The organism is Kluyvera sp. 1366, from assembly GCF_054823405.1.
The window spans coordinates 300,170-326,373 of the sequence record NZ_JBTRDW010000005.1 but is presented as its reverse complement, the minus strand read 5'-3'; the positions used below and the strand labels follow the sequence as shown (position 1 = coordinate 326,373).

21 protein-coding genes are annotated in these 26,204 nt (G+C 55.7%); 8 read left to right on the top strand and 13 right to left on the bottom strand.

Features of this window, described 5'->3' with window-relative positions:
• Positions 1–239: 239 nt before the first annotated feature.
• Positions 240–2,624 carry a beta-N-acetylhexosaminidase gene (locus ACVLVH_RS13295; protein ID WP_312462781.1) on the top strand — a complete coding sequence of 795 codons (2,385 nt, stop codon included), beginning with the start codon at positions 240–242 and terminating at the stop codon, positions 2,622–2,624.
• A 156-nt stretch (positions 2,625–2,780) separates the two neighbouring features.
• Here ACVLVH_RS13295 and ridA read toward each other — a convergent pair whose 3' ends face one another.
• From ridA to argF, 4 genes are all read right to left on the bottom strand, one after another.
• Positions 2,781–3,167, bottom strand: a complete 387-nt coding sequence (gene ridA, locus ACVLVH_RS13290) for a 2-iminobutanoate/2-iminopropanoate deaminase (RefSeq protein WP_061718232.1) — start codon at positions 3,165–3,167, stop codon at positions 2,781–2,783.
• A 78-nt stretch (positions 3,168–3,245) separates the two neighbouring features.
• Positions 3,246–3,710: an aspartate carbamoyltransferase regulatory subunit gene (gene pyrI, locus ACVLVH_RS13285; protein WP_007886734.1), complete on the bottom strand. Its 465-nt coding sequence runs from the start codon at positions 3,708–3,710 to the stop codon at positions 3,246–3,248.
• Between the two features lie 10 nt (positions 3,711–3,720).
• Positions 3,721–4,656: an aspartate carbamoyltransferase gene (gene pyrB, locus ACVLVH_RS13280; protein WP_137385077.1), complete on the bottom strand. Its 936-nt coding sequence runs from the start codon at positions 4,654–4,656 to the stop codon at positions 3,721–3,723.
• Positions 4,657–4,899: 243 nt separating this feature from the next.
• Positions 4,900–5,907, bottom strand: a complete 1,008-nt coding sequence (gene argF / locus ACVLVH_RS13275) for an ornithine carbamoyltransferase (protein ID WP_192412478.1) — start codon at positions 5,905–5,907, stop codon at positions 4,900–4,902.
• Positions 5,908–6,068: 161 nt separating this feature from the next.
• On the opposite strand from argF, the gene rraB reads away from it, so the two are divergent.
• Both rraB and miaE read left to right on the top strand, forming a co-directional pair.
• On the top strand, positions 6,069–6,491 hold the full coding sequence (gene rraB / locus ACVLVH_RS13270) for a ribonuclease E inhibitor RraB (RefSeq protein ID WP_008104254.1): 423 nt from the start codon (positions 6,069–6,071) through the stop codon (positions 6,489–6,491).
• A gap of 60 nt (positions 6,492–6,551) precedes the next feature.
• The gene (gene miaE, locus ACVLVH_RS13265; RefSeq protein WP_101762230.1) at positions 6,552–7,313 is read left to right on the top strand and encodes a tRNA isopentenyl-2-thiomethyl-A-37 hydroxylase MiaE; all 762 of its coding nucleotides are present in this window, start codon (positions 6,552–6,554) and stop codon (positions 7,311–7,313) included.
• A 157-nt stretch (positions 7,314–7,470) separates the two neighbouring features.
• Here the strand turns inward: miaE and ACVLVH_RS13260 are convergent, their stop codons facing one another.
• The 4 genes from ACVLVH_RS13260 to pepA form a co-directional block, all read right to left on the bottom strand.
• Positions 7,471–7,974, bottom strand: a complete 504-nt coding sequence (locus ACVLVH_RS13260) for a GNAT family N-acetyltransferase (RefSeq protein ID WP_101762229.1) — start codon at positions 7,972–7,974, stop codon at positions 7,471–7,473.
• 66 nt (positions 7,975–8,040) lie between these two features.
• Positions 8,041–10,896 carry a valine--tRNA ligase gene (locus tag ACVLVH_RS13255; protein WP_192412475.1) on the bottom strand — a complete coding sequence of 952 codons (2,856 nt, stop codon included), beginning with the start codon at positions 10,894–10,896 and terminating at the stop codon, positions 8,041–8,043.
• Between the two features lie 2 nt (positions 10,897–10,898).
• The gene (locus tag ACVLVH_RS13250) at positions 10,899–11,360 is read right to left on the bottom strand and encodes a DNA polymerase III subunit chi (protein WP_061718226.1); all 462 of its coding nucleotides are present in this window, start codon (positions 11,358–11,360) and stop codon (positions 10,899–10,901) included.
• A 171-nt stretch (positions 11,361–11,531) separates the two neighbouring features.
• Positions 11,532–13,043: a leucyl aminopeptidase gene (pepA, locus tag ACVLVH_RS13245; protein ID WP_101762227.1), complete on the bottom strand. Its 1,512-nt coding sequence runs from the start codon at positions 13,041–13,043 to the stop codon at positions 11,532–11,534.
• Positions 13,044–13,312: 269 nt separating this feature from the next.
• Here pepA and lptF point away from each other — a divergent pair, with 269 nt between their 5' ends.
• The gene (gene lptF / locus ACVLVH_RS13240; protein ID WP_110868051.1) at positions 13,313–14,413 is read left to right on the top strand and encodes an LPS export ABC transporter permease LptF; all 1,101 of its coding nucleotides are present in this window, start codon (positions 13,313–13,315) and stop codon (positions 14,411–14,413) included.
• On the top strand, positions 14,413–15,489 hold the full coding sequence (gene lptG / locus ACVLVH_RS13235; RefSeq protein ID WP_137385080.1) for an LPS export ABC transporter permease LptG: 1,077 nt from the start codon (positions 14,413–14,415) through the stop codon (positions 15,487–15,489). Before lptF ends, lptG begins: the two co-directional genes overlap by 1 nt.
• Positions 15,490–15,520: 31 nt before the next feature.
• Here the strand turns inward: lptG and ACVLVH_RS13230 are convergent, their stop codons facing one another.
• The 3 genes from ACVLVH_RS13230 to ACVLVH_RS13220 all read right to left on the bottom strand — a co-directional run bounded on the left by ACVLVH_RS13230 (position 15,521) and on the right by ACVLVH_RS13220 (position 20,284).
• The gene (locus tag ACVLVH_RS13230; protein WP_192412467.1) at positions 15,521–16,798 is read right to left on the bottom strand and encodes a DUF445 domain-containing protein; all 1,278 of its coding nucleotides are present in this window, start codon (positions 16,796–16,798) and stop codon (positions 15,521–15,523) included.
• Positions 16,799–16,878: 80 nt separating this feature from the next.
• Positions 16,879–18,381: a helicase HerA-like C-terminal domain-containing protein gene (locus ACVLVH_RS13225; RefSeq protein WP_101762223.1), complete on the bottom strand. Its 1,503-nt coding sequence runs from the start codon at positions 18,379–18,381 to the stop codon at positions 16,879–16,881.
• 334 nt (positions 18,382–18,715) lie between these two features.
• Positions 18,716–20,284, bottom strand: coding sequence for an ABC transporter substrate-binding protein (locus ACVLVH_RS13220; protein WP_192412466.1), 1,569 nt, complete (start codon positions 20,282–20,284; stop codon positions 18,716–18,718).
• A gap of 532 nt (positions 20,285–20,816) precedes the next feature.
• On the opposite strand from ACVLVH_RS13220, the gene ACVLVH_RS13215 reads away from it, so the two are divergent.
• Genes ACVLVH_RS13215 through ACVLVH_RS13205 form a run of 3 tightly spaced genes read left to right on the top strand, consistent with a single transcriptional unit; the run spans position 20,817 to position 24,616 of the window.
• Positions 20,817–21,548 (top strand): gluconate 2-dehydrogenase subunit 3 family protein, encoded by a 732-nt coding sequence (locus ACVLVH_RS13215; RefSeq protein WP_110868049.1) that lies wholly within the window; start codon positions 20,817–20,819, stop codon positions 21,546–21,548.
• Between the two features lie 37 nt (positions 21,549–21,585).
• Positions 21,586–23,355: a GMC family oxidoreductase gene (locus ACVLVH_RS13210; protein ID WP_192412465.1), complete on the top strand. Its 1,770-nt coding sequence runs from the start codon at positions 21,586–21,588 to the stop codon at positions 23,353–23,355.
• A gap of 4 nt (positions 23,356–23,359) precedes the next feature.
• Positions 23,360–24,616, top strand: a complete 1,257-nt coding sequence (locus ACVLVH_RS13205; protein WP_137385084.1) for a c-type cytochrome — start codon at positions 23,360–23,362, stop codon at positions 24,614–24,616.
• 90 nt (positions 24,617–24,706) lie between these two features.
• On the opposite strand, the gene ACVLVH_RS13200 is transcribed toward ACVLVH_RS13205, so the two are convergent.
• Together ACVLVH_RS13200 and ACVLVH_RS13195 are read right to left on the bottom strand one after the other, a co-directional pair.
• Positions 24,707–25,384 carry a MarC family NAAT transporter gene (locus tag ACVLVH_RS13200; RefSeq protein ID WP_110868046.1) on the bottom strand — a complete coding sequence of 226 codons (678 nt, stop codon included), beginning with the start codon at positions 25,382–25,384 and terminating at the stop codon, positions 24,707–24,709.
• Positions 25,385–25,517: 133 nt separating this feature from the next.
• Complete coding sequence (locus ACVLVH_RS13195) at positions 25,518–26,153, bottom strand: hypothetical protein (protein WP_101762216.1); 636 nt, start codon at positions 26,151–26,153, stop codon at positions 25,518–25,520.
• Between the last annotated feature and the right edge of the window lie 51 nt (positions 26,154–26,204).

The following is a 26,204-nucleotide window of genomic DNA, read 5'->3' as shown; positions in this document are numbered from 1 at the left end:
TTTTAAGGAGTTTAATCGCTATATGTGGTGTTTGCGCTGAGATTAATCGCCGGCGGTTTGACCTACAACAAAGAAGCCACAACCAGGAATGAAAGCCGCGCAATGGTTAATCTGGCTAAAATACAAAAGTATTAACCCGCCTTGATTTCAGTTTGTCGCCACTTGCTTTGCAAAGCGAAACAGGTTTAATGGGCCTTTTGCCCATTTTGGTCCGTTGTTTCATTTACAAGGATGCCCAGATGCCATTGCAAAGAACTCTGCTTGCCTGTTGTTTATCCATGACTTTTTCCGCCTTCGCCGCGCCGACTGGAGATTTACCGCTGATGCCGTGGCCACAAAGCGTTGTCCAGCCAGGCGGCGGCGGGGCGTATGCGTTAACACCGCAGCTCACGTTGCATATCTCGGGCGATCATCTGGAAGGTGCTGAATCGCGCTGGCGCGCGCGCATTGCGCGGCAAACCGGCTGGCCGCTGCTGCCGGCCAGCGCATCCAGCGATCATCCCAGCATTCAGGTACAAATCGCGCAGGCGGTTGATCCGCTTCCCCAACCAGACAGCGACGAAAGTTATCATCTGCTGGTTAACAGCGATGGCGTCTTGCTGAAAGCCAACACGCGCTTTGGCGCGATGCGCGGCATGGAAACCGTGCTGCAGCTGATTGAAAACACCGAAAATGGCACCGAAATTCCCTACGTCACCATTGACGACAAACCGCGCTTTCCGTGGCGCGGCGTGCTGATCGATTCGGCGCGCCACTTCCTGCCAATTGAAACCGTGAAACGACAAATCGACGGCATCGCCGCCGCGCGTATGAACGTGTTTCACTGGCACTTAACCGACGATCAAGGTTGGCGATTTGCCTCCAGCCACTATCCGCAGCTGCAGGAGAAAGCCAGTGACGGCTTGTACTACACGCAGCAGCAGATGCGCGATGTGGTGCGCTACGCCACGCAGCGCGGCGTACGCGTGGTACCGGAAATCGATCTGCCCGGTCATGCGTCGGCGATAGCAGTAGCGATGCCGGAGTTAATGAGCGCGCCGGGACCGTATCAGATGGAGCGCGGCTGGGGCGTGTTTAAGCCGTTGCTCGATCCCAGCAACGAAGCGGTATTTCGCTTTATCGACACCTTAATGGGCGAAGTGACGGCGATCTTCCCCGATCCCTACATCCACATTGGCGGTGATGAGGTTGATCCAACCCAGTGGAATGATTCCACACGCATTCAGCAGTTTATGCGCGACCACGGTTTAAAGGATACGCATGCGCTGCAAGCCTGGTTTAATCAGCGCGTTGAGAAAATCCTTGAAGCGCATCAGCGCCGCATGATCGGCTGGGATGAGGTTTACCATCCTGATCTGCCTAAAAGCATTCTGATTCAATCGTGGCAAGGACAGGATGCGTTGGGCACGGTGGCGAAAAACGACTTCCGCGGCATCCTCTCCACCGGTTTCTATCTCGATCAGCCGCAAACCGCCGCTTACCACTATCGCAATGAACCCTGGCCGCAGGGGCTCAACGGCGCGGATCAGGTGCAGGCTGGTGAGCAGGCGCAGAGCTGGCAATTCACCATGCCGCGTTTGAAAGGCAGCGCGCTGAAAGGCAGCTTAACCCTCATAGAAGGGAAAAAAGGCTGGCGCGGCTTTATCGATTTCAGCGGCAAAGCGCGTCGCATGATCAGTGATATCCGCTGGCTGTCGCCCACACAGCTGACGTTCAGCGTCGATACGTGGATGGGGCCATTCCAGCCGATGGTGACGCTAACGCAAGACAAGCTGACCGGTTATATGCTGGTGGGCAACGTGCGCTATCCCGCAGAAGGCAGCAAGTTGCCGCAGGTGCCAGCCGGCATTGCGCCATCGCTGCCGACGCCGCAACAGATGCAGAACAACCTGATTGGCGGCGAAGCGGCGCTGTGGGCGGAGAATGTTAACAGCCGGGTAATCGATACACGCCTGTGGCCGCGCGCCTTTGTGGTGGCGGAGCGGTTATGGTCGGCGCAGGATGTCACCGACAGCGATAACATGTATCAGCGCCTGAGCGCGGTGGATCGCTGGAGCACTGTTTCTGTCGGCTTGCAGCAGCATCAGCAGGCTGAAGTGCAGATGATGCGACTGGCGAACAGCAGTGACATCACGCCGCTGCGCATATTGGCCGAAGTGCTGGAGCCAGCGCAATACTACACGCGCCAGCATCTGAAATTTCAGGCGGGACATTATGACTATTTTGAACCGCTCAATCGTTTGGCGGATGTGTTGCCGGCCGAGAGCAACGCGGTGCGTGTGCTGGATAAGCAGGTGGATCGCTTGATCGCCAATCGCGCCGATCATGCGGCGGCGCATGCCATCCGTCAGCAATTGCAGCGCTGGCAGAACAACAGCGATGCGGTGATGCCGCTAATTCTGCGCAGCTATCAGCTCAAGCCGCTGCAGCAGCAAGTACAGCAAGTAGCAGAGTTGAGCCGGATGGGACTGGATTTGGTCAATGCGCTGGAACGTAATCAGGCGTATGGCGCAGGTGAGGTGGCGCAGATGCATTCACAACTGGATGCGGCAGCGCAGGTGCAGGACGAAACAGTGCTGGCGCTGGTGCGGCCGCTGGAGAAGTTGCTGCGATCGTTTAAATAAATATTGTGCTGGCTGTCCCCCTCCTCGGTCCTCCCCCATAAATGGGGGAGGAAGAGGCTGCCATATGTCAGTGATGAAGCTGCATGTGGCAGCATCTCCTTCCCCCGCTTGCGGGGGAAGGCCGGGATGGGGGACAGCCAGCACCAACCAACCAAATCAACGACGTACCGCAATCGCCTCGATCTCAATCTTCACATCTTTCGGCAGGCGCGCCACTTCCACGCACGAACGCGCTGGGAAGCTGGCGTTGTGCTCGGTGAAGAACGCTTCATAAGTCGCGTTCACGGTGGCGAAGTCATTCAAATCCTTCACAAACACGGTGGTTTTCACGATATCGCCCACTTTCAGGCCGGCGGCTTCGACAATCGCCTTCACATTTTCCAGTGATTGACGTGCCTGCGCGGAAACATCGTCGGCCACGGCGCCAGTGGCCGGATCAACCGGGATCTGGCCTGAAGTGATGATCATGCTGCCGAGATCCACGCCCTGCACGTAAGGGCCAATCGCTGCGGGTGCGTTTGAAGTACTGATTTCGCGAGACATTGTTTCTCCTTGAAAGTGCGCGGCCGACCGATGTCCGCCGCGAAATGAATCGTCCCATTATAGGGACGACGCGGGCGATTACCAGTGACCGAGCACCACGTGGCGCGCGAACTCTTTCTCGCAATATTTGCACTTCAGATGGACATCATCTTCGCGCTTTTTCACCGCAAAACTGGTGAATACCGGCTCGTTACGGCTGATGCAGTTGCTGTTCGGGCAGGTCAGCACGCGGTCAATACGATCCGGCAAGGTGGGGGCGATCTTCGCCACCACTTCGTATTCGTCAATGCGGTTTACCGTGGCGAGCGGCGCATAAACCGCCAACTGATTGATCTGATCGTCGGTCAGGAAGGTATTTTCGATCTTGATCAGATCTTTACGGCCCATCTCGCCCGACGGCAAGTTGAGGCCGATGGTGATGCGCTGATCGGTTTCGGTCAGACGAAACAGCGAAAGTAACTTAAAGCCGACCTGCGCCGGGATATGGTCAATCACCGTGCCGCGTTTGATGGCTTCAACCTGCAATTTATTATCGTGAGTCATCGCTTTCTCCTTACAGTGCCAGTTCGCGATTCAGTACCAGCGCCAGCAGCGCCTGGCGAGCGAAGATGCCATTTCCAGCCTGCTGAAAATACCAGGCGTGCGGCGTGCTATCCACGTCGGTGGTGATCTCGTCGATACGCGGCAGCGGATGCAGCACTTTCATGTTGTCGCGCGCACCGGCTAAATCAGCGGCACGCAGAATGAACTGTGCTTTAACGTTGGCGTATTCCGACGGATCGAGGCGCTCTTTCTGCACGCGCGTCATATACAGAATATCGAGTTCTGGCATCACTTCTTCGATGGTGTCGTGGCGTGACCAGGCAATGTTCTGCTCATCCAGCATATCGGTGATGTACGCAGGCATCGCCAGCGCATCCGGCGCGATAAAGAAGAAGCGGTTGCCATCAAACTTCGCCAGCGCCTGCGTCAGTGAATGCACGGTGCGGCCATATTTCAGGTCGCCGACCATTGCCACATTCAGGTTATCCAGGCGATTTTGCGTTTCGCGGATGGTGAAGAGATCGAGCAGCGTTTGCGTTGGATGCTGGTTGGCGCCATCACCGGCGTTGAGAATCGGAATGCCGCCGGAGAATTCCGTCGCCAGACGCGCGGCGCCTTCCTGCGGATGACGCATCACGATGGCATCAACGTAAGTCCCAATCACCGAAATGGTATCGGCGAGGGTTTCGCCTTTCTTGCCGAGCGAGGTGTTGCTACCGTCGGCGAAGCCCACCACTGACGCGCCGAGACGATGCATCGCGGTTTCAAACGACAAACGCGTACGCGTTGAAGCCTCAAAGAAGCAGCTGGCGATCACATTGTGTTTCAGCAGCTCCGGCTGGGGATTGGCTTTCAGCTGGGCAGCGGTATGCAGCACCAGCTCCAGCTCGTCGCGGTTGAGATCGTTGATGGAAATAATGTGCTTGCGATATAGCGGGTTGGCCATAGCGTTCTCCTCTGCGCTGCCGGATTGCGGACAAAAAAAAGCCCCTGCTTAAGGGGCTTTTTTTACGATCGATTGATGACGGAAAGAAACAGATGCGCCGCCCGCTGTCAGGCGTCGTTGAGCGTCAAATTGTGCGCTGCGCTGTTGCATGTTTCCTCCGGCAAATTGGGCCGCATTATACGCATTCACTGATTTGCATCAAGCAAATATCGCGCGCGAGGTAAACGTTTGCGGCGCCACCAATCATAGCTTGCCGAGTGTCGCGACCATCACCGCTTTAATGGTGTGCATGCGGTTTTCAGCCTGATCGAACACAATGCTGTGCGCAGATTCAAACACCTCATTACTTACTTCCATGCCATCGTGCAAACCGTGCTGCTCGGCCATTTGACGGCCCAGCGTGGTTTTGTCGTCATGGAAGGCCGGTAAGCAGTGCAGGAACTTCACCTGCGGATTGCCGGTCAGCGCCAGCATCGCGCTATTAACCTGATAAGGACGCAGCAGGGCGATGCGATCTTCCCACACTGATTTGGCTTCGCCCATCGACACCCACACATCCGTGTAGATGAAGTCGGCACCTTGCACGCCTTCGGCGATATCTTCGGTCAGGGTGATTTTGCCTCCGGTTTGCTGTGCGGCCACGCGGCACTGCTCCACCAGTTCCGCTTCCGGCCAGCAGCCTTTTGGCGCCACCAGACGCAGATCCATGCCGACCAGCGCAGCGGCTTCCAGCATGCTGTTGCCCATGTTGTTGCGTGCATCGCCGACGTAAACCAGCGTCATTTCATTCAGCGATTTACCCGGCAGATGCTCCTGCATTGTCAGCAGATCGGCCAGCAGCTGCGTGGGGTGGAATTCGGTGGTCAGACCGTTCCACACTGGCACGCCAGCGAATTCCGCTAAGGTTTCCACCAGTTCCTGGCCGTAGCCGCGATACTGAATACCGTCATACATGCGTCCCAGCACGCGCGCGGTGTCTTTCATCGACTCTTTATGGCCAATTTGGCTGCCGCTTGGGCCGAGATAGGTGACGTTAGCGCCCTGATCGTAAGCGGCAACTTCGAAAGAGCATCGGGTACGAGTCGAGTCTTTTTCGAAGATGAGCGCGATGTTTTTGCCTTTCAGGTACTGCGTTTCGCTGGCATTTTTCTTTGCGTGTTTTAATTCACCTGCCAGACTCAGCAGAGAATCGATTTGGGCTGGGGTGAAATCCAGCAATCTCAGGAAATGTCTTTGATGTAGCTGACTCATACAGCGCTCCGGATGACTACATTAAATGAATTAAAATTCAATCTAACCGTATGAATATGCATTTTCAACCCCGGCGTTAAGAAACTTGTTGTTTTGTGTAGTGGCGCGCGAGGCAGTGTGGGAAAATAATTGAATTCAGCCGAATATTTGAGGACACGCCCATGGCATATGAAGCATTGCTGGAAGAACAGCGCGAAGAGACGCGACTGATCATTGAAGAGTTGCTGGAAGACGGCAGCGATCCAGATGCGCTTTACACTATTGAGCATCATCTCTCCTGCAACAACTTTGACTCGCTGGAGAAGGTCGCGGTTGATGCCTTCAAGCTGGGCTACGAAGTGAGCGAGCCAGAAGAGCTGGAGCTGGAAGACGGCACCACCGTAATGTGTGTGGATATCCTGAGTGAAGGCGCGTTGAAGCCAGAGCTGATTGATGCGCAGGTTGAGCAGCTGGTGAATCTGGCAGGCAGCTACAACGTCGATTACGACGGGTGGGGCACCTACTTTGAAGATCCTGATGCCGAAGATGAAGACGACGATGGCGAGTTCATCGACGACGAAGAAGACAACGGTGTGCGTCACTAAGCATTAATGGGCGGCACTCGCCGCCCTGAACACGTTTCCCCGTAAGACAAAAGACTGCCCATGAATTACGCTCCGCTATTAGAACCGATCTATCAATTCCTGCATTGCCGCACGCCACAAGCGTGGATTGATGAAGCGCGCAAGCCGGAAAATCTGACGTTGCTGCTCACCGATCACATGGTTTGTGAATTGAAAGCCGCGCAAACCGCGGTGTTCATCATCCGTAAATACGTGGCGGATAAGCCAAGTGGTGATGCCATTCTGGCATGGCTCAAGCCGTATGAAGATTTTATCTACCGCGACGAGCAGGACGGCAACTTTATCAATGCCCACAAGAATCTGACCAAAAGCATTATCGTGCGCAACGAGCTGCCGTGGGCCGATGATTTGGTGGAGATGATGGTGCTGCTGGTGAAAGAGGAGCTGCACCACTTCTATCAGGTGTGGGAAATCATGCAGTCGCGCGGTTTGCCGTATCGCAAAATCACTGCCAGCCGCTATGCCAAAGGTTTGATTCGCGAGATTCGCACATACGAGCCGGAAGCGCTGGTGGATAAGCTGATTTGCGGGGCGTACATCGAAGCGCGATCCTGCGAACGTTTCGCCAGCCTGGCGCCGTATCTGGATGAGCAACTGGAGAAGTTCTATATTTCGCTGCTGCGCTCGGAAGCGCGTCACTATCAGGATTACCTGAAGCTGGCGCAGCAGATTTCGCCGAAGGAGATTGCGCCGCGCGTGCAGGTGTTTGGCGAGGCAGAAGCGCGCTTAATCAGCGAGCCGGATGGCGAACTGCGGTTTCATAGTGGAGTGCCGGCGGTTTAGGTTTGTGCTCGCTGTCCCCCTCCTCGGTCCTCCCCCATAAATGGGGGAGGAAGATGCTGCCACATGCCAGTGATGAAGCTGCATGTGGCAGCATCTCCTTCCCCCGCTAGCGGGGGAAGGCCGGGATGGGGGACAGCGAGCACACACAGCGAGCAAATCACAACACCTTCAGCATCCGCACTTCACAATCCACATGCCCGGTACAACCCATCGCGCTCTCAATCAGCTCAAACCCCAACGACTCATACAACTTAATCGCACGCGTCAAACTGCCGGTGGTTTCCAGATAGCAGCGCTGAAAGCCCTGCTGACGGGCGAATTCCATCGCACGCAGCGCCAGATCGCGCGCCAGACCTAAGCCGCGCACCTGCGGCAGGAAATACATTTTCTGCAGCTCACAGATATCCGGCGCGCTACAGGCCAGCGGTGCAACGCCGCCGCCGCCCACCACCACACCATCATGTTCCACAATCCAGTAAGCGCTGTTGGCTTCGCTGTAGAGTTCGAACAGGCGATCGAGATGGGGATCGGACACGGTGTAGCCTTTATCCGCCGTCAGGCCAAATTCGGCTGACACATCACGGATCACCTGTGCAATCAGCGGGTTATCGGCGGCTGTAATGGGGCGCACCTTTAAATTGATGGGAGCGTCGGTGGTCATCATTATCTTCCGGTATAAAAAAGCCGGGCAGTGCCCGGCTTCGATTAAGCAGTTGGACTGAAGCGCTTACAATGCCGCAATCACGCCCTGCTGTTCAAACAGTTTTGCTTTTGATTGCTCAAGCTCAGCCACGCGCTCACGCTCTTTGGCGACAACCGCTTCCGGCGCACGTGAGACAAAGCCTTCATTCGCCAGCTTGGTCTGGATCTTCTCAATTTCGACATCAAGTTTCACCAGCTCTTTCGCCAGACGCTCCAGCTCGGCTTCTTTGTTGACCAGATCCGCCATCGGAATCAGCAACTCAGCGCCTTCAACAATCTTGGTGACCGAAACCGGGCCTTTCTCGCCTGCAGGCAGAATGGTCAGGCTTTCCAGACGCGCCAGACGCGACAGGAAGGTGCGGTTCTCTTCGATGCGACGCTGCGCAGCCGCAGAGCAGTCACGCAGCAGCACGTCGAGCGGCTTGCTTGGTGCGATGTTCATCTCAGCACGGATATTACGTACCGCGACGATCGCCTGCTTCATCCACTCGATATCGGCTTGCGCCTCGGCATCCTCTTTCGCCGCGTCATACTGCGGGAACGGCTGCAGCATGATGGTATCGTGATCGATGTTTTTCAGGCCTTTCACACGCTGCCAGATGGTTTCGGTGATGTAAGGAATGATCGGGTGCGCCAGACGCAGCAGCGCTTCCAGCACGGTGACCAGCGTATTACGCGTACCGCGCAGTTCCGCTTCGCTACCGCTGGTCATCACCGGCTTGGTCAGCTCCAGATACCAGTCACAGAACTGGTTCCAGGTGAAGTCGTACAGAATGTTGGCCGCGATATCAAAGCGATAGTTATCCAGCGCTTCGCGATAGGCTTTCACGCTGCGGTTGAACTCGCTCAGAATCCAGCGATCCGCCAGCGACAGCTTCATTTCGCCGCCATTTTGTCCGCAATCCTGCTCTTCGGTATTCATCAGCACGAAGCGGCTGGCGTTCCACAACTTGTTGCAGAAGTTGCGGTAGCCTTCGAGGCGCTTCATATCCCAGTTGATGTCACGACCGGTAGAAGCCAGCGCGGCAAGGGTGAAGCGCAGCGCATCGGTACCTGAAGGCACGATGCCGTCCGGGAACTGCTTTTCGGTACGTTTGCGGATCTTCTCAGCCAGCTGCGGCTGCATCATGTTGCCGGTACGTTTCTCCAGCAGATCTTCCAGAGAAATGCCGTCAATCATATCCAGCGGATCGATGACGTTACCTTTCGACTTGGACATCTTCTGGCCTTCTTCATCGCGTATCAAACCGGTCATATAAACGGTTTTGAACGGCACCTGCGGCTTGCCGTTTTCATCTTTGATAAAGTGCATGGTCAGCATGATCATGCGCGCAATCCAGAAGAAGATGATGTCGAAGCCGCTCACCAGCACGCTGGTTGGATGGAAGGTACGCAGCGCTTCGGTGTTCTCCGGCCAGCCCAGCGTCGAGAAGGTCCACAGACCGGACGAGAACCAGGTATCCAGCACGTCGTCATCCTGGCGCAGCGCCACATCGGCAGCCAGATTGTTTTCCTGACGCACTTCGTCCTCGGTGCGGCCAACATAGACGTTGCCGTCGTTGTCGTACCATGCTGGGATGCGGTGTCCCCACCACAGCTGACGTGAAATGCACCAATCCTGAATGTCACGCATCCATGAGAAGTACATGTTTTCGTACTGCTTCGGCACGAACTGGATATCGCCATTTTCTACCGCTTCAACCGCGACTTTCGCCAGCGGTGCGGTGCGCACATACCATTGGTCGGTCAGCATTGGCTCGATCACCACGCCGCCGCGATCGCCGTAAGGCACGGTGAGGTCGTGCGGTTTGATCTCTTCCAGCAGGCCAATCTCATCAATGGCGGCAACCATCGCTTTACGCGCGGCGAAACGCTCCATTTTCTGGAACTGTGCCGGGATGTCGTCCGCGCACGCATCGCTGACTTCGCCATTGGTATCGAACACTTCCGCGCGCTCGCGGATGTCGCCATCAAAGGTCAGAATGTTGATCATCGGCAGCTTATGACGACGACCCACTTCGTAGTCGTTGAAGTCATGCGCAGGCGTGATCTTCACGCAGCCGGTGCCTTTTTCCATATCAGCGTGTTCATCGCCAACGATCGGAATACGACGGTTCACCAGCGGCAGGATCAGCTCTTTGCCGATCAGATCTTTATAACGCGGATCTTCCGGGTTAACCGCGACGCCGGTATCGCCCAGCAGGGTTTCCGGACGCGTGGTCGCCACCACCAGATAATCTTTGCCTTCAGCGGTTTTCACGCCGTCAGCCAGCGGATAGCGGATGTGCCACATCGAGCCTTTGCTCTCGCGGTTTTCCACTTCCAGATCGGAGATTGCGGTACGCAGTTTTGGATCCCAGTTTACCAGGCGTTTGCCACGGTAAATCAGGTTCTCTTTGTACAGGCGGACAAACACTTCGCGCACGGCGTTGGACAGACCTTCGTCCATGGTGAAGCGCTCGCGCTCCCAGTCAACCGAGTTGCCGAGACGACGCATCTGGCGAGTAATGGTGCCGCCGGATTCCGCTTTCCACTGCCAGATTTTGTCGATGAATGCATCGCGGCCATAATCCTGGCGCGTTTTGCCCTCTTCAGCGGCGATTTTGCGTTCTACCACCATCTGTGTAGCGATACCGGCGTGATCGGTACCGGCCTGCCACAAGGTATTTTTACCCTGCATGCGCTGGTAGCGAATCATGGTATCCATGATGGTCTGCTGGAAAGCGTGACCCATATGCAAGCTGCCGGTGACGTTCGGCGGCGGGATCATGATGCAAAAGCTTTCCTGGCTGGTATCGCCATTCGGTTTAAAGTAGCCCTGCTGTTCCCAGTGCTCGTAGAGCGGCTGCTCGATATCTTGCGGGTTATATGTCTTTTCCATTTCTACACTGTCGTTTGCGGCGAGGGTGGCGTCGCCGTATTCAATTGGAAACCAACGCTGCGATAGGCTTTGTAGCGATCGCGCGCCAGTTGTTTTAGGGATTCTTCATAAGGAACGAAGTCTATCACTTCATGGAAACCAGTAGCAAAATCTGCGAACTGTGGCAGAAGGCTGATCAGCAGATCGCGCGGTGAACTGCCGCGACGCTGTGGCCAGGCCAGCTCAACCGGAGCGCCGTAGCGCGGGCCTTCTCCAGCCAGATTGTGCGGCACAAAAGCGTTTGCCGGAAGTTGCCAGAGCGCTTCATCCAGCCGATTGGCTTGTTCTTCGTTTTCGCAGGCAATCAGGATGCGTTTGCCGTCACGCCAGCGTGTTTCGGCAAGAGAGCACACCAACGCTTCGATGGCGGTTAGGCCGTCGTCGGCGCTCTCAGACTCCATCACATAGAAAGTGGCGTTTTTCATGGGATCCTTTGGATGAGAGGGGGGCTGGGTGCTTGCTGTCCCCCACCTCGGTCCTCCCCCACAAGTGGGGGAGGAAGATGCTGCCCTATGTTAGTTGTGAATTCGCATGTAGCAGCGTCTCCTTCCCCCACTTGTGGGGGAAGGCCGGGATGGGGGACAGCCATCACCAAATCAATCGTCGCCGTTCAACCCTGCGCGATTCAGCAGGAACTGCGACAGCAGCGGTACCGGACGACCGGTTGCGCCTTTGGCTTTACCGGAACGCCATGCGGTACCGGCGATATCCAGGTGCGCCCAGTTAAACTTACGCGCAAAGCGCGCGAGGAAGCAGGCGGCGGTAATCGCACCGCCAGGACGGCCGCCAATGTTTGCCATATCAGCAAAGTTGGATTCCAGCTGCTCCTGATACTCATCCGCCATCGGCAGACGCCAGGCGCGGTCGCCGGACTGCTCAGATGCGCTGATCAGCTCGTGAGCCAGCGGATTGTGGTTTGACATTAAACCGCTAACGTGATGACCCAGCGCAATCACGCAGGCACCGGTCAGCGTGGCTACGTCAATCACCACTTCTGGCTCGAAGCGTTCAACGTAGGTCAGTGCATCGCACAGCACCAGACGGCCTTCGGCATCGGTATTCAGCACTTCAACGGTTTGACCTGACATAGTGGTCAGCACGTCGCCCGGACGCATCGATTTGCCATCAGGCATGTTTTCACAGCCCACCAGCACGCCCACCACGTTCAGCGGTAAATTCAGTTCCGCCACCATGCGCATCACGCCGTAAACGGACGCCGCACCGCACATGTCGTACTTCATCTCATCCATGGAATCGGCGGGTTTGATCGAGATACCGCCGGAATCAAAGGTTAAGCCTTTGCCAACCAGCACGATGGGGCGCGCTTCTGGATCGTGATTGCCTTTGTACTCAATCACCGACATCAGCGATTCATTGTGCGAACCTGCGCCAACCGCCAGATAGGCGTTCATCCCCAACTCTTTCATCTGCTGTTCGCCGATGACGCGGGTGGTGACATTTTTGCTGTACGCATCCGCCAGCTGACGCGCCTGCGACGCCAGATACGCGGCGTTACAAATATTTGGCGGCATATTGCTGAGATCTTTGGCGGCTTTAACACCGGCAGCTACGGCCAAACCGTGCTGAATGGCACGCTCGCCGCTGGTAAGTTCACGGCGGGTCGGCACGTTGAACACCAGTTTACGCAGCGGACGGCGCGGCTCGACTTTGTTGCTTTTCAGCTGATCAAAGTTGTAGAGCGCTTCTTTAGAGGTTTCGACCGCCTGACGCACTTTCCAGTAAGTATTGCGACCTTTGACGTGCAGTTCAGTCAGGAAGCACACCGCTTCCATTGAGCCGGTGTCGTTCAAAGTATTGATTGTCTTCTGAATGACCTGCTTATACTGGCGCTCATCAAGCTCGCGCTCTTTACCGCAGCCGATCAGCAGGATGCGTTCGGAGAGGATATTCGGCACATGGTGCAGCAGCAGCGTTTGGCCCACTTTTCCTTCCAGTTCACCGCGGCGCAGCAGGGCGCTGATGTAGCCATCGCTGATTTTATCCAGCTGCTCAGCAATGGGTGACAAACGGCGCGGTTCGAAAACGCCAACAACAATGCAGGCGCTACGCTGTTTTTCCGGGCTACCGCTTTTTACACTGAACTCCATGCACTCTCCTGAATCTTAAAGACAACGGCCTTGGCTGTCGTTAGAATGTAGCGCGCTCGTAACTCATTAATTCGTTGCGACGCCATGACAATTCAACGCCGGTAGTCATAATGAGTGGTGGTGACAAGTATGTTGTTTTTTCACCACACTAACGCGTTCGTCATACTATTTTAGCTACGATGACGGCCATTGATGAAGAAAAATGGCTGATAAGCGTTGAAACTAGCGATTTTCCTGCAAAAAGACAAGTTATCACAGGCGTACTAAGCGTGATCATCATTAGATATCTGGTTCGGGAAACGCTCAAAAGCCAGCTGGCTATCCTCTTCATCCTGCTGCTGATCTTCTTTTGTCAGAAGTTAGTGCGGATTTTGGGAGCTGCGGTGGATGGCGAAATCCCAACAAACTTAGTTCTGACATTGTTAGGACTCGGCGTGCCTGAAATGGCACAACTTATCCTGCCCCTAAGCCTGTTTCTGGCGATTTTAATGACCCTTGGGCGGCTGTACACCGAAAGTGAAATCACGGTGATGCATGCCTGCGGCCTGGGCAAAAGTGTGCTGATTAAAGCCGCGATGATCCTGATGCTGTTCACCTCGCTTGTGGCGGCGGTCAACGTCATTTGGTTAGGGCCATGGTCATCACGTTATCAGCAGGAAGTGACGCAAAACGCCAAATCTAACCCAGGCGCGGCGGCGCTGGCGGCTGGGCAGTTCCAGACCTCTAGCGACGGCAATGCGGTGCTGTTTGTTGAAGATGTGAAGGGCAATACCTTCGGCAACGTGTTCCTGGCGCAGCTGCGTCCGAAAGGCAACGCGCGTCCCTCGGTGGTGCTGGCTGATAGCGGCCACATGGAGCAACACAAAGATGGCTCGCAGGTGGTGACGCTGGATAAAGGCACGCGTTTTGAAGGCACCGCCTTGCTGCGTGACTTCCGTATTACGGACTTCGTCAACTATCAGGCGGTGATAGGCTACAAAGAAGCCACGCTCGATCCGAACGATGCCGATCAGGCGGATATTAGCACGCTGCTCAAGACCAAAACCCCGCAGTTCCAGGCGGAGTTGCACTGGCGCTTGACGCTGATCTTTGCCGTCCTGGTTATGGCGTTGATGGTGGTGCCGCTTAGCGTGGTGAACCCGCGTCAGGGCCGCGTGCTGTCGATGCTGCCTGCCATGCTGCTGTATCTGATCTTCTTCTTACTGCAAAGTTCTCTGCGTTCCAACGCCGCGAAAGGCCGCTTCGATCCGGCCATCTGGATGTGGGTGGTGAACTTCTCCTATCTGGCGCTGGCGGTGCTGCTGAACATGTGGGATACCGTGCCGATGCGTCGCATCCGCGCGCGCTTTAGCCGTGGAGGATCGGTCTGATGTTTAAGGTTCTTGACCGCTATATCGGCAAAACTATCTTTAACACCATCATGCTGACGCTGTTCATGCTGGTGTCGCTGTCGGGCATTATCAAATTCGTCGATCAGCTGCGTAAAACCGGGCAGGGCGCTTATACCGCCCTCGACGCCGGTTACTACACGCTGCTCAGCGTACCGAAAGATATCGAAATCTTCTTCCCGATGGCGGCGCTGCTGGGCGCATTGCTCGGTTTGGGCACGCTGGCGCAGCGTAGCGAACTGGTGGTGATGCAGGCATCGGGCTTTACCCGCATGCAGGTAGCGCTGGCAGTGATGAAAACGGCGATTCCGCTGGTGCTGTTGACCATGGCGGTGGGCGAATTCGTTGCACCGCAGGGTGAGCAGATGGCGCGTAACTATCGTGCGCAGCAGCTGTACGGCGGCTCGCTGGTTTCAACGCAAAACGGCCTGTGGGCGAAGGACGGCAACGACTTCATCTACATCGAGCGCATCAAAGGCGATAACGAGATTGATGGCGTCAGCATCTATAAGTTCAGCGATCAGCGCCGTTTACTCAGCGTACGCTATGCGGCGAGTGCCGCCTGGAATGCGGATAAAAAGGTCTGGGCGCTGTCGCAGGTCGATGAATCGGATCTGCAAGATGCCAAACAAATTACCGGCTCGCAAAGCCTGAGTGGCGAATGGAAAACCAACCTGACGCCTGACAAGCTCGGCGTAGTGGCGCTGGACCCGGACGCGCTCTCTATCACCGGCCTGTATAACTACAGCAAATACCTCAAGCAGAGCGGCCAGGTTGCAGGGCGCTACCAGCTGAATATGTGGAGCAAAATCTTCCAGCCGCTCTCTGTGGCGGTGATGATGCTGATGGCGCTGTCGTTTATCTTTGGTCCGCTGCGAAGCGTATCGATGGGCGTGCGCGTGGTGACGGGGATTAGCTTTGGCTTCCTGTTCTACGTATTAGATCAGATTTTTGGCCCGCTAAGTTTGGTATACGGTTTGCCGCCGATTCTGGGTGCGATTCTGCCGAGCGGTGCATTCTTCGCCATCAGCTTGTTCCTGCTGATGAAACGCCGGTAATGTTGGATGGTCGCCGCCAAAGGCGACCTGTTTATTGAAGGTGCTGAACCCACCCCGGCACCTGCGACAACACATACAAAATCAGCCCAATCGTCCCGCCAACCAGCGTGCCGTTAATGCGGATAAACTGCAGGTCGCGGCCGATATTCAGCTCAATTTGCTGCGACATATCGCGCGCATCCCAGCTTTTCACCGTATCGCTAATATGGCGCGTCAGGAAGGCAGCAAACTCCGGCGCCACGCTGCGTGCGGCATCTTCCAGATGCTGATTCATTGAGGCGCGCAGCGCTTCGTCAGCCGCCAGCGTCTCGCCCAGCCACAGCGCGGCCAGTCTGACGCGCTCCTGCACCCGTGAATCCTCACTACTTAGATCGTCTTTCAGCCAGCCACGTAAATCCTGCCACAGCTCGCCAATGTAGCGATTGAACGACTCATCTTCCTTCAGCCAGCTCTTGATGTTTTCAGCACGTTCCGCCATTTCAGGATCGCTTTTCAGCCGCTCAATCAGCCGCTGCACCGCGCGGTCGAAGCCCAGGCGCAACTCATGCCCCTGATCGAGCGCGACCTGATCGAGTATCGAATCCACCGCATTCGCAACCAAATCGGCGCTGTGTTCGCCCAGCCATTCGGTTGGTAGCATTTTGGCTTTGATCGGATGTTCGCGCTTGAGCCAGCGCACAATCTGCGCGGCGATAAACTCGCGCGTACCGGGCTTGTGCAGCAAGCGCAGCAGCTGTTGTACCGCCGCATCCAGCAGCTCCTGATGGCGATTATTTTTCGTCAGGCTATCCAGCAACAGCGCGCTGGATTGGGTAAGATCAACCTTATCCAGCGCACGATGCACCGCACGGCGCAGAAAGCGCTGAATGCGCTGATCATCGGTGAGATCGAGAAAACCGCGCATCACCTGTAACAGATGACGACCAATGCGATCGGCGTTGCCCGGCGTGTTCAGCCACTGCGCCAGCATCTGCGACGGATCGTGGCGGCGAATCAGCGCCAGCAGCGAATCGGTATCGAGGAATTTCTCCTGCACGAAGCGACCCAGATTCTCGCCAATGCGATCTTTATTGCGCGGAATAATTGCTGTATGACGCGAGATAAACGGCACCGGCACGCGCCGGAACAGCGCCACCACGGCGAACCAGTCGGCTAATGCGCCGACCATCGCCGCTTCTGCGATTGCCTTCAGCCCAAGCACCCAAAAGTTGGCTGGCAGAAACAGCGTCACAATAAAGGTGGCTGCCGCAATCAGCAGCAGTGACAGCGCCAGACGTTTGCTGCGCTTAAGTTGTTGGAATTTATCCATAGTTCCTTAAATACCCTAAACAATTCGAGTTGCAGGAAGACATACAGCTAACGCACCTGCGGCTTGAAGTATGCCGGGTATTAGCGACGGCGGCCGCCAAGAAGGCTTCCTAATACACCTCGAATGATCTGATTGGTGACCTGGCGCGCGGCACTCTTCGCCACGCTCTGCACCACGCCGTCGCGCTTGCCGCCGCGTGGGCCAGTGGTGCCGAACAGAATGTCCTTCAGACCGCCGAGAATACCGTCATCAACGGCGACCTTGTTGCCTTTGGCTTCCGGCGCATTGGCTTGCTGCGTGGTGGCCTGCACGCCTTTTTGCAGCATTTCGAACGCCGACTCGCGATCGACTTCGCTATCGTATTTACCGTACAGCGGCGAATTGTTGATCAGGCCATTGCGTTCATCCTGCGTAACCGGCCCCATGCGCGATCCGGGCGCAATCACCATCGCCCGCTGCACCATCGATGGACTGCCTTTTTCATCGAGAAAGGAGATCAGCGCTTCGCCGGTGCCGAGCGCCTGAATCGCCTCGACGGTATCAAACGCCGGATTGGCGCGCATGGTTTCGGCGGCACTTTTTACCGCTTTCTGATCTTTCGGGGTAAAGGCGCGCAGCGCATGCTGAACGCGGTTGCCGAGCTGGCCCAGCACGTTATCGGGAATATCGGCGGGATTCTGCGTGACGAAATAGACGCCAACGCCTTTCGAACGGATCAGGCGAATCACCTGCTCAACTTTCTCCAGCAGCACCGGTGGCGCGTCGGTAAACAGCAGATGCGCTTCGTCGAAGAAAAACACCATTTTCGGCTTATCGAGATCGCCGGCTTCGGGCAAGTGCTCATACAGCTCGGCCAGCAGCCACAGCAGGCTGGTGGCGTAGAGTTTTGGCATTTGATAAAGCTTTTCTGCCGAGAGGATGTTGATAAAGCCTTTGCCGTTGCTATCGCAGCGCATCCAGTCGCGGATATCCAGCATCGGCTCGCCAAAGAAGTGCTCAGCACCTTGCTGCTCCAGCGCCAGTAATCCGCGCTGAATCGCCCCAACGGACGCGCTGTTGATGTTGCCGTATTGCGTCTGGAAGGCTTTGGCGTTGTCGCCGATGTATTGCGTCATGGCGCGCAGATCTTTGAAATCCAGCAGCAACAAGCCCTGATCGTCGGCGATGCGGAAGATGATTTGCAGCACGCCCGATTGCACGTCGTTAAGGTTGAGCAGCCGCGCCAGCAGCAACGGGCCGAGATCGGATACCGTGGCACGCACTGGATGGCCTTGCTGACCAAAAATATCCCACACCATCACCGGATTTTTCTGCGCCTGCCAGTCGCTGACGCCAATCTTCGCCAGACGCGCCAGCAGCTTCTCGGATCCTTCGCCTGCGGCGGAAATGCCGGTGAGATCGCCTTTCACATCGGCCATAAACACCGGCACGCCGATATCGGAGAAGGATTCCGCCAGCTTTTGCAGCGTAACGGTTTTGCCGGTGCCGGTAGCGCCGGTGATCAAACCGTGGCGGTTCGCCATGTTGGAGAGAAGATGCAGTTGAACGTCAGGCGTTTGGGCAATCAGTAACGGAGTGGTCATGATTTTTTCGCTCTCAGGCAATAGGTTATGCCAGAAGGATAGCAAGCGGCGCGCGAGGAGGGAGGAGGATTGTGCCGAAAAAGGCGTAATTATGTGCCTGCTGTCCCCCATCCCGGCCTTCCCCCGTGAACGGGGGAAGGAGGTTAGGTGCGCGCTGCCCCCCATCCCGGCCTTCCCCCGTAAACGGGGGAAGGAGATGCTGCCACATGCAGCTTCTGAACGAACATATGGCAGCATCTTCCTCCCCCATTTATGGGGGAGGACCGAGGAGGGGGAAAGCGAGCACAATTTTGGTGGGAGGACCGAGGAGGGGGAAAGCGAGCACAATCCAAAACTATTTCTGCACCGTATCAAAAAACAGCAAACTCACACCAATCCCTTGCTGCACATGATTCACGTTGTTCCGCACCGCAACCTGCTGCGCGCCCTGCAGCGTCACCACGAACGGTGAGTTCTGCTGCACGGTTTTCTGCAAATCGGTATAGAGCGCACGGCGCTTAACCGCATCGCTTTCACCGGCCGCTGCGCGGGTTTTCGCACTCAGATCCGGAATATCCCAGCCGACGCGCCACGCCAGGGTTTTGGAACCGCCCGGCACGTTATAGGCAAAGGCGCTGGCGTTGGTGTTTGGATCGACATAGTCTGCGCCCCAGTAAATGAAGATCGACTGGAAATCGCGACCGCGCATTTTGCTCCACAGCTCCGATTCCGCCACCGGCTGTAACTCAATCTGCACATCCGCTTGGGCGAAGCTGGCCTGCAGCGCCTGCGCCACGTCAATATAGGGCGGCTGATTGATCACCGTCAGCGCAAACTTCGTCCCCGGCTTGATGCCGCCTTTGGCTAAAATCTCTTTGGCTTTCGCCACATCGTAGTGGAACGGCTGATCGTCCAGCGCGCCGTCAAAGCCCTGCGGCAGGAAGCTCTGATGAATGCGGTACTGACCTTTCAGCAAATCCTTCGAGAGGGTGTTGTAGTCCACCAACCAGCGCGCGGCTTGCCACAGCGCCGGATTGCCCAAGGCCGGTTGCGCTTTATCTTTGGTATTGAAACCGAGGTAGTAAACCAGGCTGGAAGGGAAGGCTTCAATGCGCAGATTCTTGTCGCTCTTCAGCGCATCAATCTGATCCGGGCCAAGCTGATACGCCACATCAACATCGCCTTGCTGAATCAGCAGACGACGCGCACTGGCATCCGCCACGCCTTTAAGCAGAATGCGTTTCAGCTTCGGCTGCGGATTCGCTTGTTGGTTAGCGCTCAGCACCAGCGCCTGCTGCGGCACATATTGCTGAAGGATAAATGCGCCGCTGCCGGCGGAATGGGTATGCAGCCAGCCGTTGCCGAGATCGTTATTGGCGACGTGTTGCTGCACGGTTTTGCTATCCACCACCGAGGCCACCGGCGCGGTCAGCAGGCGCAGCGCCAGATTCTGACCAATCTGCGCTGGCCACTGAATCTCCAGCTGATGGTCATTCAGCACTTTGAACTGGCTGGCGATGTTTTCATTGGTCCAGCCAAATTCGGCGAGGATGAAAGAGGGCGCTTTGTTCAGCTGCACCGCGCGCGTCAGTGAGAAGATCACATCCTGCGCCGTCACCGGATTGCCGCTGGAGAAGTGTGCGTTGGGTTTGATGTTGAACACTAAGCTGTGCGGCGTGCTGCCCTGTTGCCAGTGGGTGGCCAGCAGCGGTGCCAGCTTCTGCGGATCATGACGATCTGCCTCCACTAATGTTTGGTAGATGTTGCGCTGCACGCTGTTACTGACGGTTTCGAAGCTTTCAGCGGGATCGAAGCTAATAATGCCGTCGAGCGGGACGGCGACGACAAGGGTATCTTTCGGTGTGGCGGCGTGCAGTGCAAAACTGCTGCCCCATAAAGCGACGAGCAAAATCAGTGAGCGCATTATTATTGTCCTGAGTGATAGATAAATTCACTCTATCTCTGCCGTCGCTTTGGCAAAATGCCGGTTTGTTCTGAGCTGTGCCGGAATATTACAATTGATTACCTGGGGGAATTATTGCGTTTATTTTGTGCGCGACTTGTCATTTCCGCGAAATAGATCGTTCATCTGCTGGTCAATAAAGTAAATAAGATGTTATAAATGAGAATAATTCTCTGGTATGGAAGTATGATTTTTTTTCATTGATTCATTTCTGCGATTATTTCTTTGCGCGATAATCCCTGGTCAAATGCCCACTGATTCGTGCCACTTTCCCATCAAATGTACGGTTAAACCCTGTTTTTTCGCCTCGAAAGCCTTTTACCAAGCCTTAACCTAAATTCAACATGATGACTGAATTTCATCAAAACACATCCATAATTGAATTTTTACATTCTGAAATACCTATATCCCTAAGATTGCCAGGTTATTTACCGATTTATAAAGCTATTAACAAAAATAATTATCTTTCTTAGCAAGTGAGAGTCGTCGCGCCATGCTTCTAAATAAACCGACCACCAGACGTAAGTTTTTACTTGGGTCGCTTTTGGCTTTGCCATTAAGTGACCTGGTATTTAAGGGATTGACTGCGGCGCAAGCTGCGGAAATGGCAGCACCCGAGCTCGCCGACTATAAACCGATCTTTTTCAGTGCCGATGAGTGGCAATTTATTCTGGCCGCAACCGATCGCCTGATTCCAGCCGGCGGCAAAGGTAAAGCGCCAGGTGCACTGGAAACCAACGTGCCGATCTTTATCGATCAGCAACTGCACAGCCCAGAGTTCGGGGCAGAGATCTACATGCAGGGTCCGTTCAACGTGCATGCACCTGCCACCATGGGTTATCAAATCCCGTTCACGCCACAGCAGATGTACCAAACCGGTATCAAGCTGGTGAATCAGTGGACGCAAAGCAACTTCCAGAAACCGTTCCATGAGCTGTCACTGGAAGAGAAAGATGCGGTGCTCACCAAAGTGAACAAAAACGACGGCATTGACTTCGCCGCCCTGGGCGAAGAGAACCTGAAGGCCTCGCAGTTCTTCGGCCAACTGCTCTCAGATACCAAACATGGCTACCTCGCTGACCCGATGTACGGCGGCAACAAAGGCATGAAAGCCTGGATCGCCATCGGCTTCCCGGGCGCGCGCGCCAGCTTTACCGAATGGGTTAAGCAGCACAACGTGCCGTACCCGCTGGGACCGGTCAGCCTCCTGGGTGAAAGCGCGTAAGCACACCCCCGTTTTTGGTATGTGAGACAGGATTAACATGGCACAGATTACAAAGAAAGAAGTCGACGTCGTCGTTTGCGGCCTCGGCTGGGCCGGCTCGTTGATGAGTATTGAACTGGCGATGGCGGGACTCGACGTGCGCGCATTAGAGCGTGGTGGCGAGCGTGATTACCCGGATTTCGCTTATCCGAAACCGGCTGATGAATACGCCTACAACGTGCGTAACAAAGTGTTCGCTACGCCAAAAGAAGTGGCGGTCACGGTGCGTTACAACAGCAGCCAGACGGCGTTGCCGACCCGTAAATGGGGCGCGTTTGCGCCGGGAACCGGCGTGGGCGGCGCGGGCATGCACTGGACGGCGGTGCTGATTCGTCCAACCCCAACCGACCTGAAGCTGAAAACCTACGTCGATGAGGCCTACAAGCCGGGCATCCTGCAGGAAGATATGCGCGTGATGGACTTCCCGTTCACCTGGGAAGAGATCGAGCCGTATTACTACAAGTTTGAGCTGATCTGCGGTCAATCCGGCACCACCGGTAACCTGCGCGGCCAGATTTTGCCGGGCGGCGATCCGTTTGAAGGTCCGCGTTCTGAACCTTATCCGTTGCCTGCGCTGGAAGATACGCTGAACAACGTGATGTTCAAAGAGGCGGCCACCAAACTCGGCTACCATCCGTTCCCGAACCCCTCTGCGTGCGTATCACGCGCGTGGAAAAACCCGTACGGCAACCAGATCGCGCCGTGTAACTACTGCGGCTACTGCTCGAAATATCCGTGCCTCAACTACTCAAAAGCCTCACCACAAACGGCGGTGATGGATGCGTTGAAACGTATGCCGAACTTCTCATACGAAGTGCATGCGGAAGTGGTGAAAGTGGTACTGCATGACGACCAGAAAACTGCCAAGGGCGTGATTTACTACGATGTGAACGGCAACGAAGTGTTCCAGCCGGCGAAGATCGTGGTGCTCTCCAGCTTCCAGCTTTATAACGTACGCCTGATGCTGCTCTCCGGTATCGGCAAGCCGTATAACCCAATCACCGAAGAAGGTGTGGTGGGGCGTAACTATGCGTTCCTGTCAAACGGCGGCGCAACCCTGTTCTTCAAAGACAAAAACTTCAACTCTTACGCCACCGCCGGCGCCACCGGCCAGATGTTCAACGACATCTCACCAGGCAACTTCGATGGTCCGGGCCTTGGCTTCCTTGGCGGCGCCAAGATCCACAGCTCGCAAGCCACCGGCACGCCAATGGCTGCTGCGCTGCCGAAAGGCACACCATCGTGGGGCATGGGTTACAAAGAAGGTCTGGAGGAGTGGTACAACCACTCCATGAAGATCAGCATCACCACTACCTGCCAGTCGTATCGCGATATCTATCTGGATCTGGATCCGAATTACACCGACCATCGCGGTCAGCCGTTGCTGCGCATGACGTTCAACTGGAAAGAGAATGAACTGAAGCTGCAACAGCACCTGAAAGGCATCGTCGGCAACATCGCCAAAGAGCTGAACCCAGACAGCATGAGCATGAGCTTCCTGCCAATGGGCGCGGACTTTGACCTCACCAAATACGTTTCGACCCACAACGTGGGCGGCGCGGTGATGGGCGATAACCCGAAAACTTCTGCACTGAACAAGTACCTGCAGAGCTGGGATGTTCATAACGTGTTTGTACCGGGCGGCAACGCCTTCCCGCAAAACTTCCAGGCGAACCCGACCGATACCATCGGCGCGATCACCTTGATGGCGGCACAAGCCATTAAAGAACATTATCTGAAAAATCCCGGTCCACTGGTACAGGCATAAGCGCATGAAATTAAAATCATTGTTAATCGCCAACGCCGTGCTGCTGGGCAGCTTTGCACTGCAGGCACACGCGGAAGATGAAGCTCAATTGATCAAGCAGGGTGAATACCTGTCGCGTCTCGGCGACTGTATGGCGTGCCATACCGTTTCCGGCAAAGGGGATTACGCTGGTGGTTTGGCGATTGAGTCGAATCTCGGCACCATTTACTCCACCAACATCACGCCGGACAAAGAGCACGGCATCGGCAACTACAGCGAGCAGCAGTTCTCGGATGCGGTGCGCAAAGGCGTGTTGCCGAACGGCTCGCGTCTCTATCCAGCGATGCCGTATCCGGATTACGCCAAAATCTCCGATGCCGATATGCACGCGCTTTACGTCTACTTCATGAAAGGCGTGAAGCCGAGCAGCGAGCAGCCGCCGGAAACCGATCTGAGCTTCCCGTTCAGCCAGCGTTGGGGCATGCGCTTCTGGAACTGGGCGTTTACCTCTGACAAGCCATTCCAGCCGATTGGCGGCGCGTCAGAAGAGGTTAATCGCGGTGCTTACATCGTCGAAAGCCTGGGGCACTGCGGCAGCTGCCATACGCCACGCGGCCTCGGCATGAATGAGAAAGCGCTGGATAGCGGCGACGATCAGTTCCTTGCCGGTGGCAGCCTGAACAGCTGGGATGTGCCGTCACTGCGCGGTCTGCCGCGCTGGAGCGAGCAGGAGATTGTCGATTACCTGCAAACTGGTCGTAACGATAAAGCGGCGGTGGGCGGTGAGATGAAGTCAGTGATTGAGCACTCGAGCTCGCACATGACAGATGCCGACTTGAAAGCGATTGCCTCCTATCTGAAGTTCCTTGGCGGCAACCCGGCGCTGCAGGCGTATGACGTGAAGAAACAGCAGGCGACGGAAGCGAAACTGACCGCTGCGAAAGGCTTGTCGGAAGGTGAGCGTCTGTATATCGACAACTGCGGCGCCTGCCACTTTGTCACCGGTAAAGGTGCGCCGGGGATCTTCCCGGAGCTGGATCAGGCGACCATCGTCAATGCCAGGGATCCAGGTGGTTTAATCCACACCATTCTGGCCGGTGCGCAGCAGCCATCCACCGAGAAAGCACCATCAACGCTGGCGATGCCGGGTTTTGCTAAGCGTCTGGATGATGATCAAGTGGCTAAACTGGCGACCTTCATTCGTCAGGGCTGGAGCAACAGTGCGCCAGCGGTGACGAAAGATCAGGTAGCAGAAGTGCGTAAAACGTTGAAAGGCGAGTAAATCGCTTAAAACTGTGCGATAAACCGCGCCGCTACGGATAGGCGCAAATACCGTAGCGGCGCAATTCATTGCGCGTCTTTTAACGTGGTCTCAATGATAATTGTGAATCACTTCTAACACGCCGTTAATCACGAACTGCACGCCCATACACACCAACAAAAAGCCCATCAGACGTGAAATCGCTTCGATGCCACCTTTACCAACCAGCTTCATGATGGCGCCCGAACTGCGCAGCGAAATCCACAAAATCACCGACACGGCCAAAAACGTCAGCACCGGCGCGACGGCAACCACCCATGCCGGGAAATCTACGCCCGATTTAACCGTCGACGCGGAACTGATGATCATCGCAATGGTGCCCGGCCCCGCGGTGCTCGGCATCGCCAGCGGCACAAACGCGATGTTGACGGTTTCACGGTTGCTGTCGGTCGCGTCCAGTTCATCCTGCTTGTGCTCGGCTTCGACCGAATGCCCGACCGGTTTCGCCGGAAATAGCATGCGAAAACCGATAAACGCCACAATCAATCCGCCCGCCATGCGCAGGCCGGGAATGGAGATGCCAAAGGTGTGCAACACCGCGCTGCCGGCATACCACGCCACCATCATGATCAGGAACACGTAGATCGAGGCCTGCATCGCCTGGCGATTACGTTCCTGGAAATTCATCTCTCCGGCCAGGCCGAGAAACAGCGCCACCGTGGTCAGCGGATTGGCGAGCGGCAAAATCACCACCAATCCCAGCCCGATGGCTTTAAACAACTCCAGCATGAAATGCCCCATTTGAAAAATTATTCGATAATCGCACGGCTCGTAGCGGCGCAATTTATTGCGCGTTAAGAGGATGGAGAGTCGGTCAAAACCGCGCGATAAATCGCGCCGCTACGGTGTGTGCGTTCATTGATTAGTGCTTCGGCGTATCCAGCGCCTCGATCAGCTCAGGGAAGAAATCCTGCAGCAGCTCAGGCGTCATCAGTTCGGGATAATTGATTAAATGCTCGCGAATGCGCTCATTCACATCCGGCAGCAGGCGTTGGGCGGCGTCTTGCGCACTGATCTTCTTCTGCTTCATCAGGCGCAGCACGTCATCCGGCAGATTGTCTTCATCTTCAACTTCATCCACACCTTCGAGATCGTCCAGCTCATCCAGCAGATCCATCAACGCTTCAATCTGCGGCGTGCGTGACTGGTATTCGGATGGCTGCTCGTTCTCCAGATAACGCAGCAACGCGCGCACCGGTGAACCATCGGGTTCGGCAGGCGGTTCGTTGGCGAACCAGGTCAAGAGATCGTGCTGCGTCACCTGATGGACGTGATAACCGTTATCCACCAACTCATCGGCAAGGATATCGGCGGTATCGTGCTCAATCAGGCAAATGTGGGTGCGATTAGGCGTGAACTGCTCCAGCCACTGATAGATCTCTTCAATTACGCTGTCGTCGTAAATAAAGTGTTGGCTGAGATAGCTGTCATCCTGCTGGTGAACGCAGATGTGAATCTGGTCGGGATCGAAGTAAATCGCAATGTTGATGCCTTTCATGTGCGCTGTCCTGTGTGGTGCAAAATCTCACTATAGCCTCAGGCAGCGCAG

Coding starts and splice junctions, on each gene's coding strand:
- ACVLVH_RS13295 (WP_312462781.1), top strand. CDS start 240: ATGCCATTGCAAAGAACTCTGCTTGCCTGTTGTTTATCCATGACTTTT.
- ridA (WP_061718232.1), bottom strand. CDS start 3,167: ATGTCTCGCGAAATCAGTACTTCAAACGCACCCGCAGCGATTGGCCCT.
- pyrI (WP_007886734.1), bottom strand. CDS start 3,710: ATGACTCACGATAATAAATTGCAGGTTGAAGCCATCAAACGCGGCACG.
- pyrB (WP_137385077.1), bottom strand. CDS start 4,656: ATGGCCAACCCGCTATATCGCAAGCACATTATTTCCATCAACGATCTC.
- argF (WP_192412478.1), bottom strand. CDS start 5,907: ATGAGTCAGCTACATCAAAGACATTTCCTGAGATTGCTGGATTTCACC.
- rraB (WP_008104254.1), top strand. CDS start 6,069: ATGGCATATGAAGCATTGCTGGAAGAACAGCGCGAAGAGACGCGACTG.
- miaE (WP_101762230.1), top strand. CDS start 6,552: ATGAATTACGCTCCGCTATTAGAACCGATCTATCAATTCCTGCATTGC.
- ACVLVH_RS13260 (WP_101762229.1), bottom strand. CDS start 7,974: ATGACCACCGACGCTCCCATCAATTTAAAGGTGCGCCCCATTACAGCC.
- ACVLVH_RS13255 (WP_192412475.1), bottom strand. CDS start 10,896: ATGGAAAAGACATATAACCCGCAAGATATCGAGCAGCCGCTCTACGAG.
- ACVLVH_RS13250 (WP_061718226.1), bottom strand. CDS start 11,360: ATGAAAAACGCCACTTTCTATGTGATGGAGTCTGAGAGCGCCGACGAC.
- pepA (WP_101762227.1), bottom strand. CDS start 13,043: ATGGAGTTCAGTGTAAAAAGCGGTAGCCCGGAAAAACAGCGTAGCGCC.
- lptG (WP_137385080.1), top strand. CDS start 14,413: ATGTTTAAGGTTCTTGACCGCTATATCGGCAAAACTATCTTTAACACC.
- ACVLVH_RS13230 (WP_192412467.1), bottom strand. CDS start 16,798: ATGGATAAATTCCAACAACTTAAGCGCAGCAAACGTCTGGCGCTGTCA.
- ACVLVH_RS13225 (WP_101762223.1), bottom strand. CDS start 18,381: ATGACCACTCCGTTACTGATTGCCCAAACGCCTGACGTTCAACTGCAT.
- ACVLVH_RS13220 (WP_192412466.1), bottom strand. CDS start 20,284: ATGCGCTCACTGATTTTGCTCGTCGCTTTATGGGGCAGCAGTTTTGCA.
- ACVLVH_RS13215 (WP_110868049.1), top strand. CDS start 20,817: ATGCTTCTAAATAAACCGACCACCAGACGTAAGTTTTTACTTGGGTCG.
- ACVLVH_RS13210 (WP_192412465.1), top strand. CDS start 21,586: ATGGCACAGATTACAAAGAAAGAAGTCGACGTCGTCGTTTGCGGCCTC.
- ACVLVH_RS13205 (WP_137385084.1), top strand. CDS start 23,360: ATGAAATTAAAATCATTGTTAATCGCCAACGCCGTGCTGCTGGGCAGC.
- ACVLVH_RS13200 (WP_110868046.1), bottom strand. CDS start 25,384: ATGCTGGAGTTGTTTAAAGCCATCGGGCTGGGATTGGTGGTGATTTTG.
- ACVLVH_RS13195 (WP_101762216.1), bottom strand. CDS start 26,153: ATGAAAGGCATCAACATTGCGATTTACTTCGATCCCGACCAGATTCAC.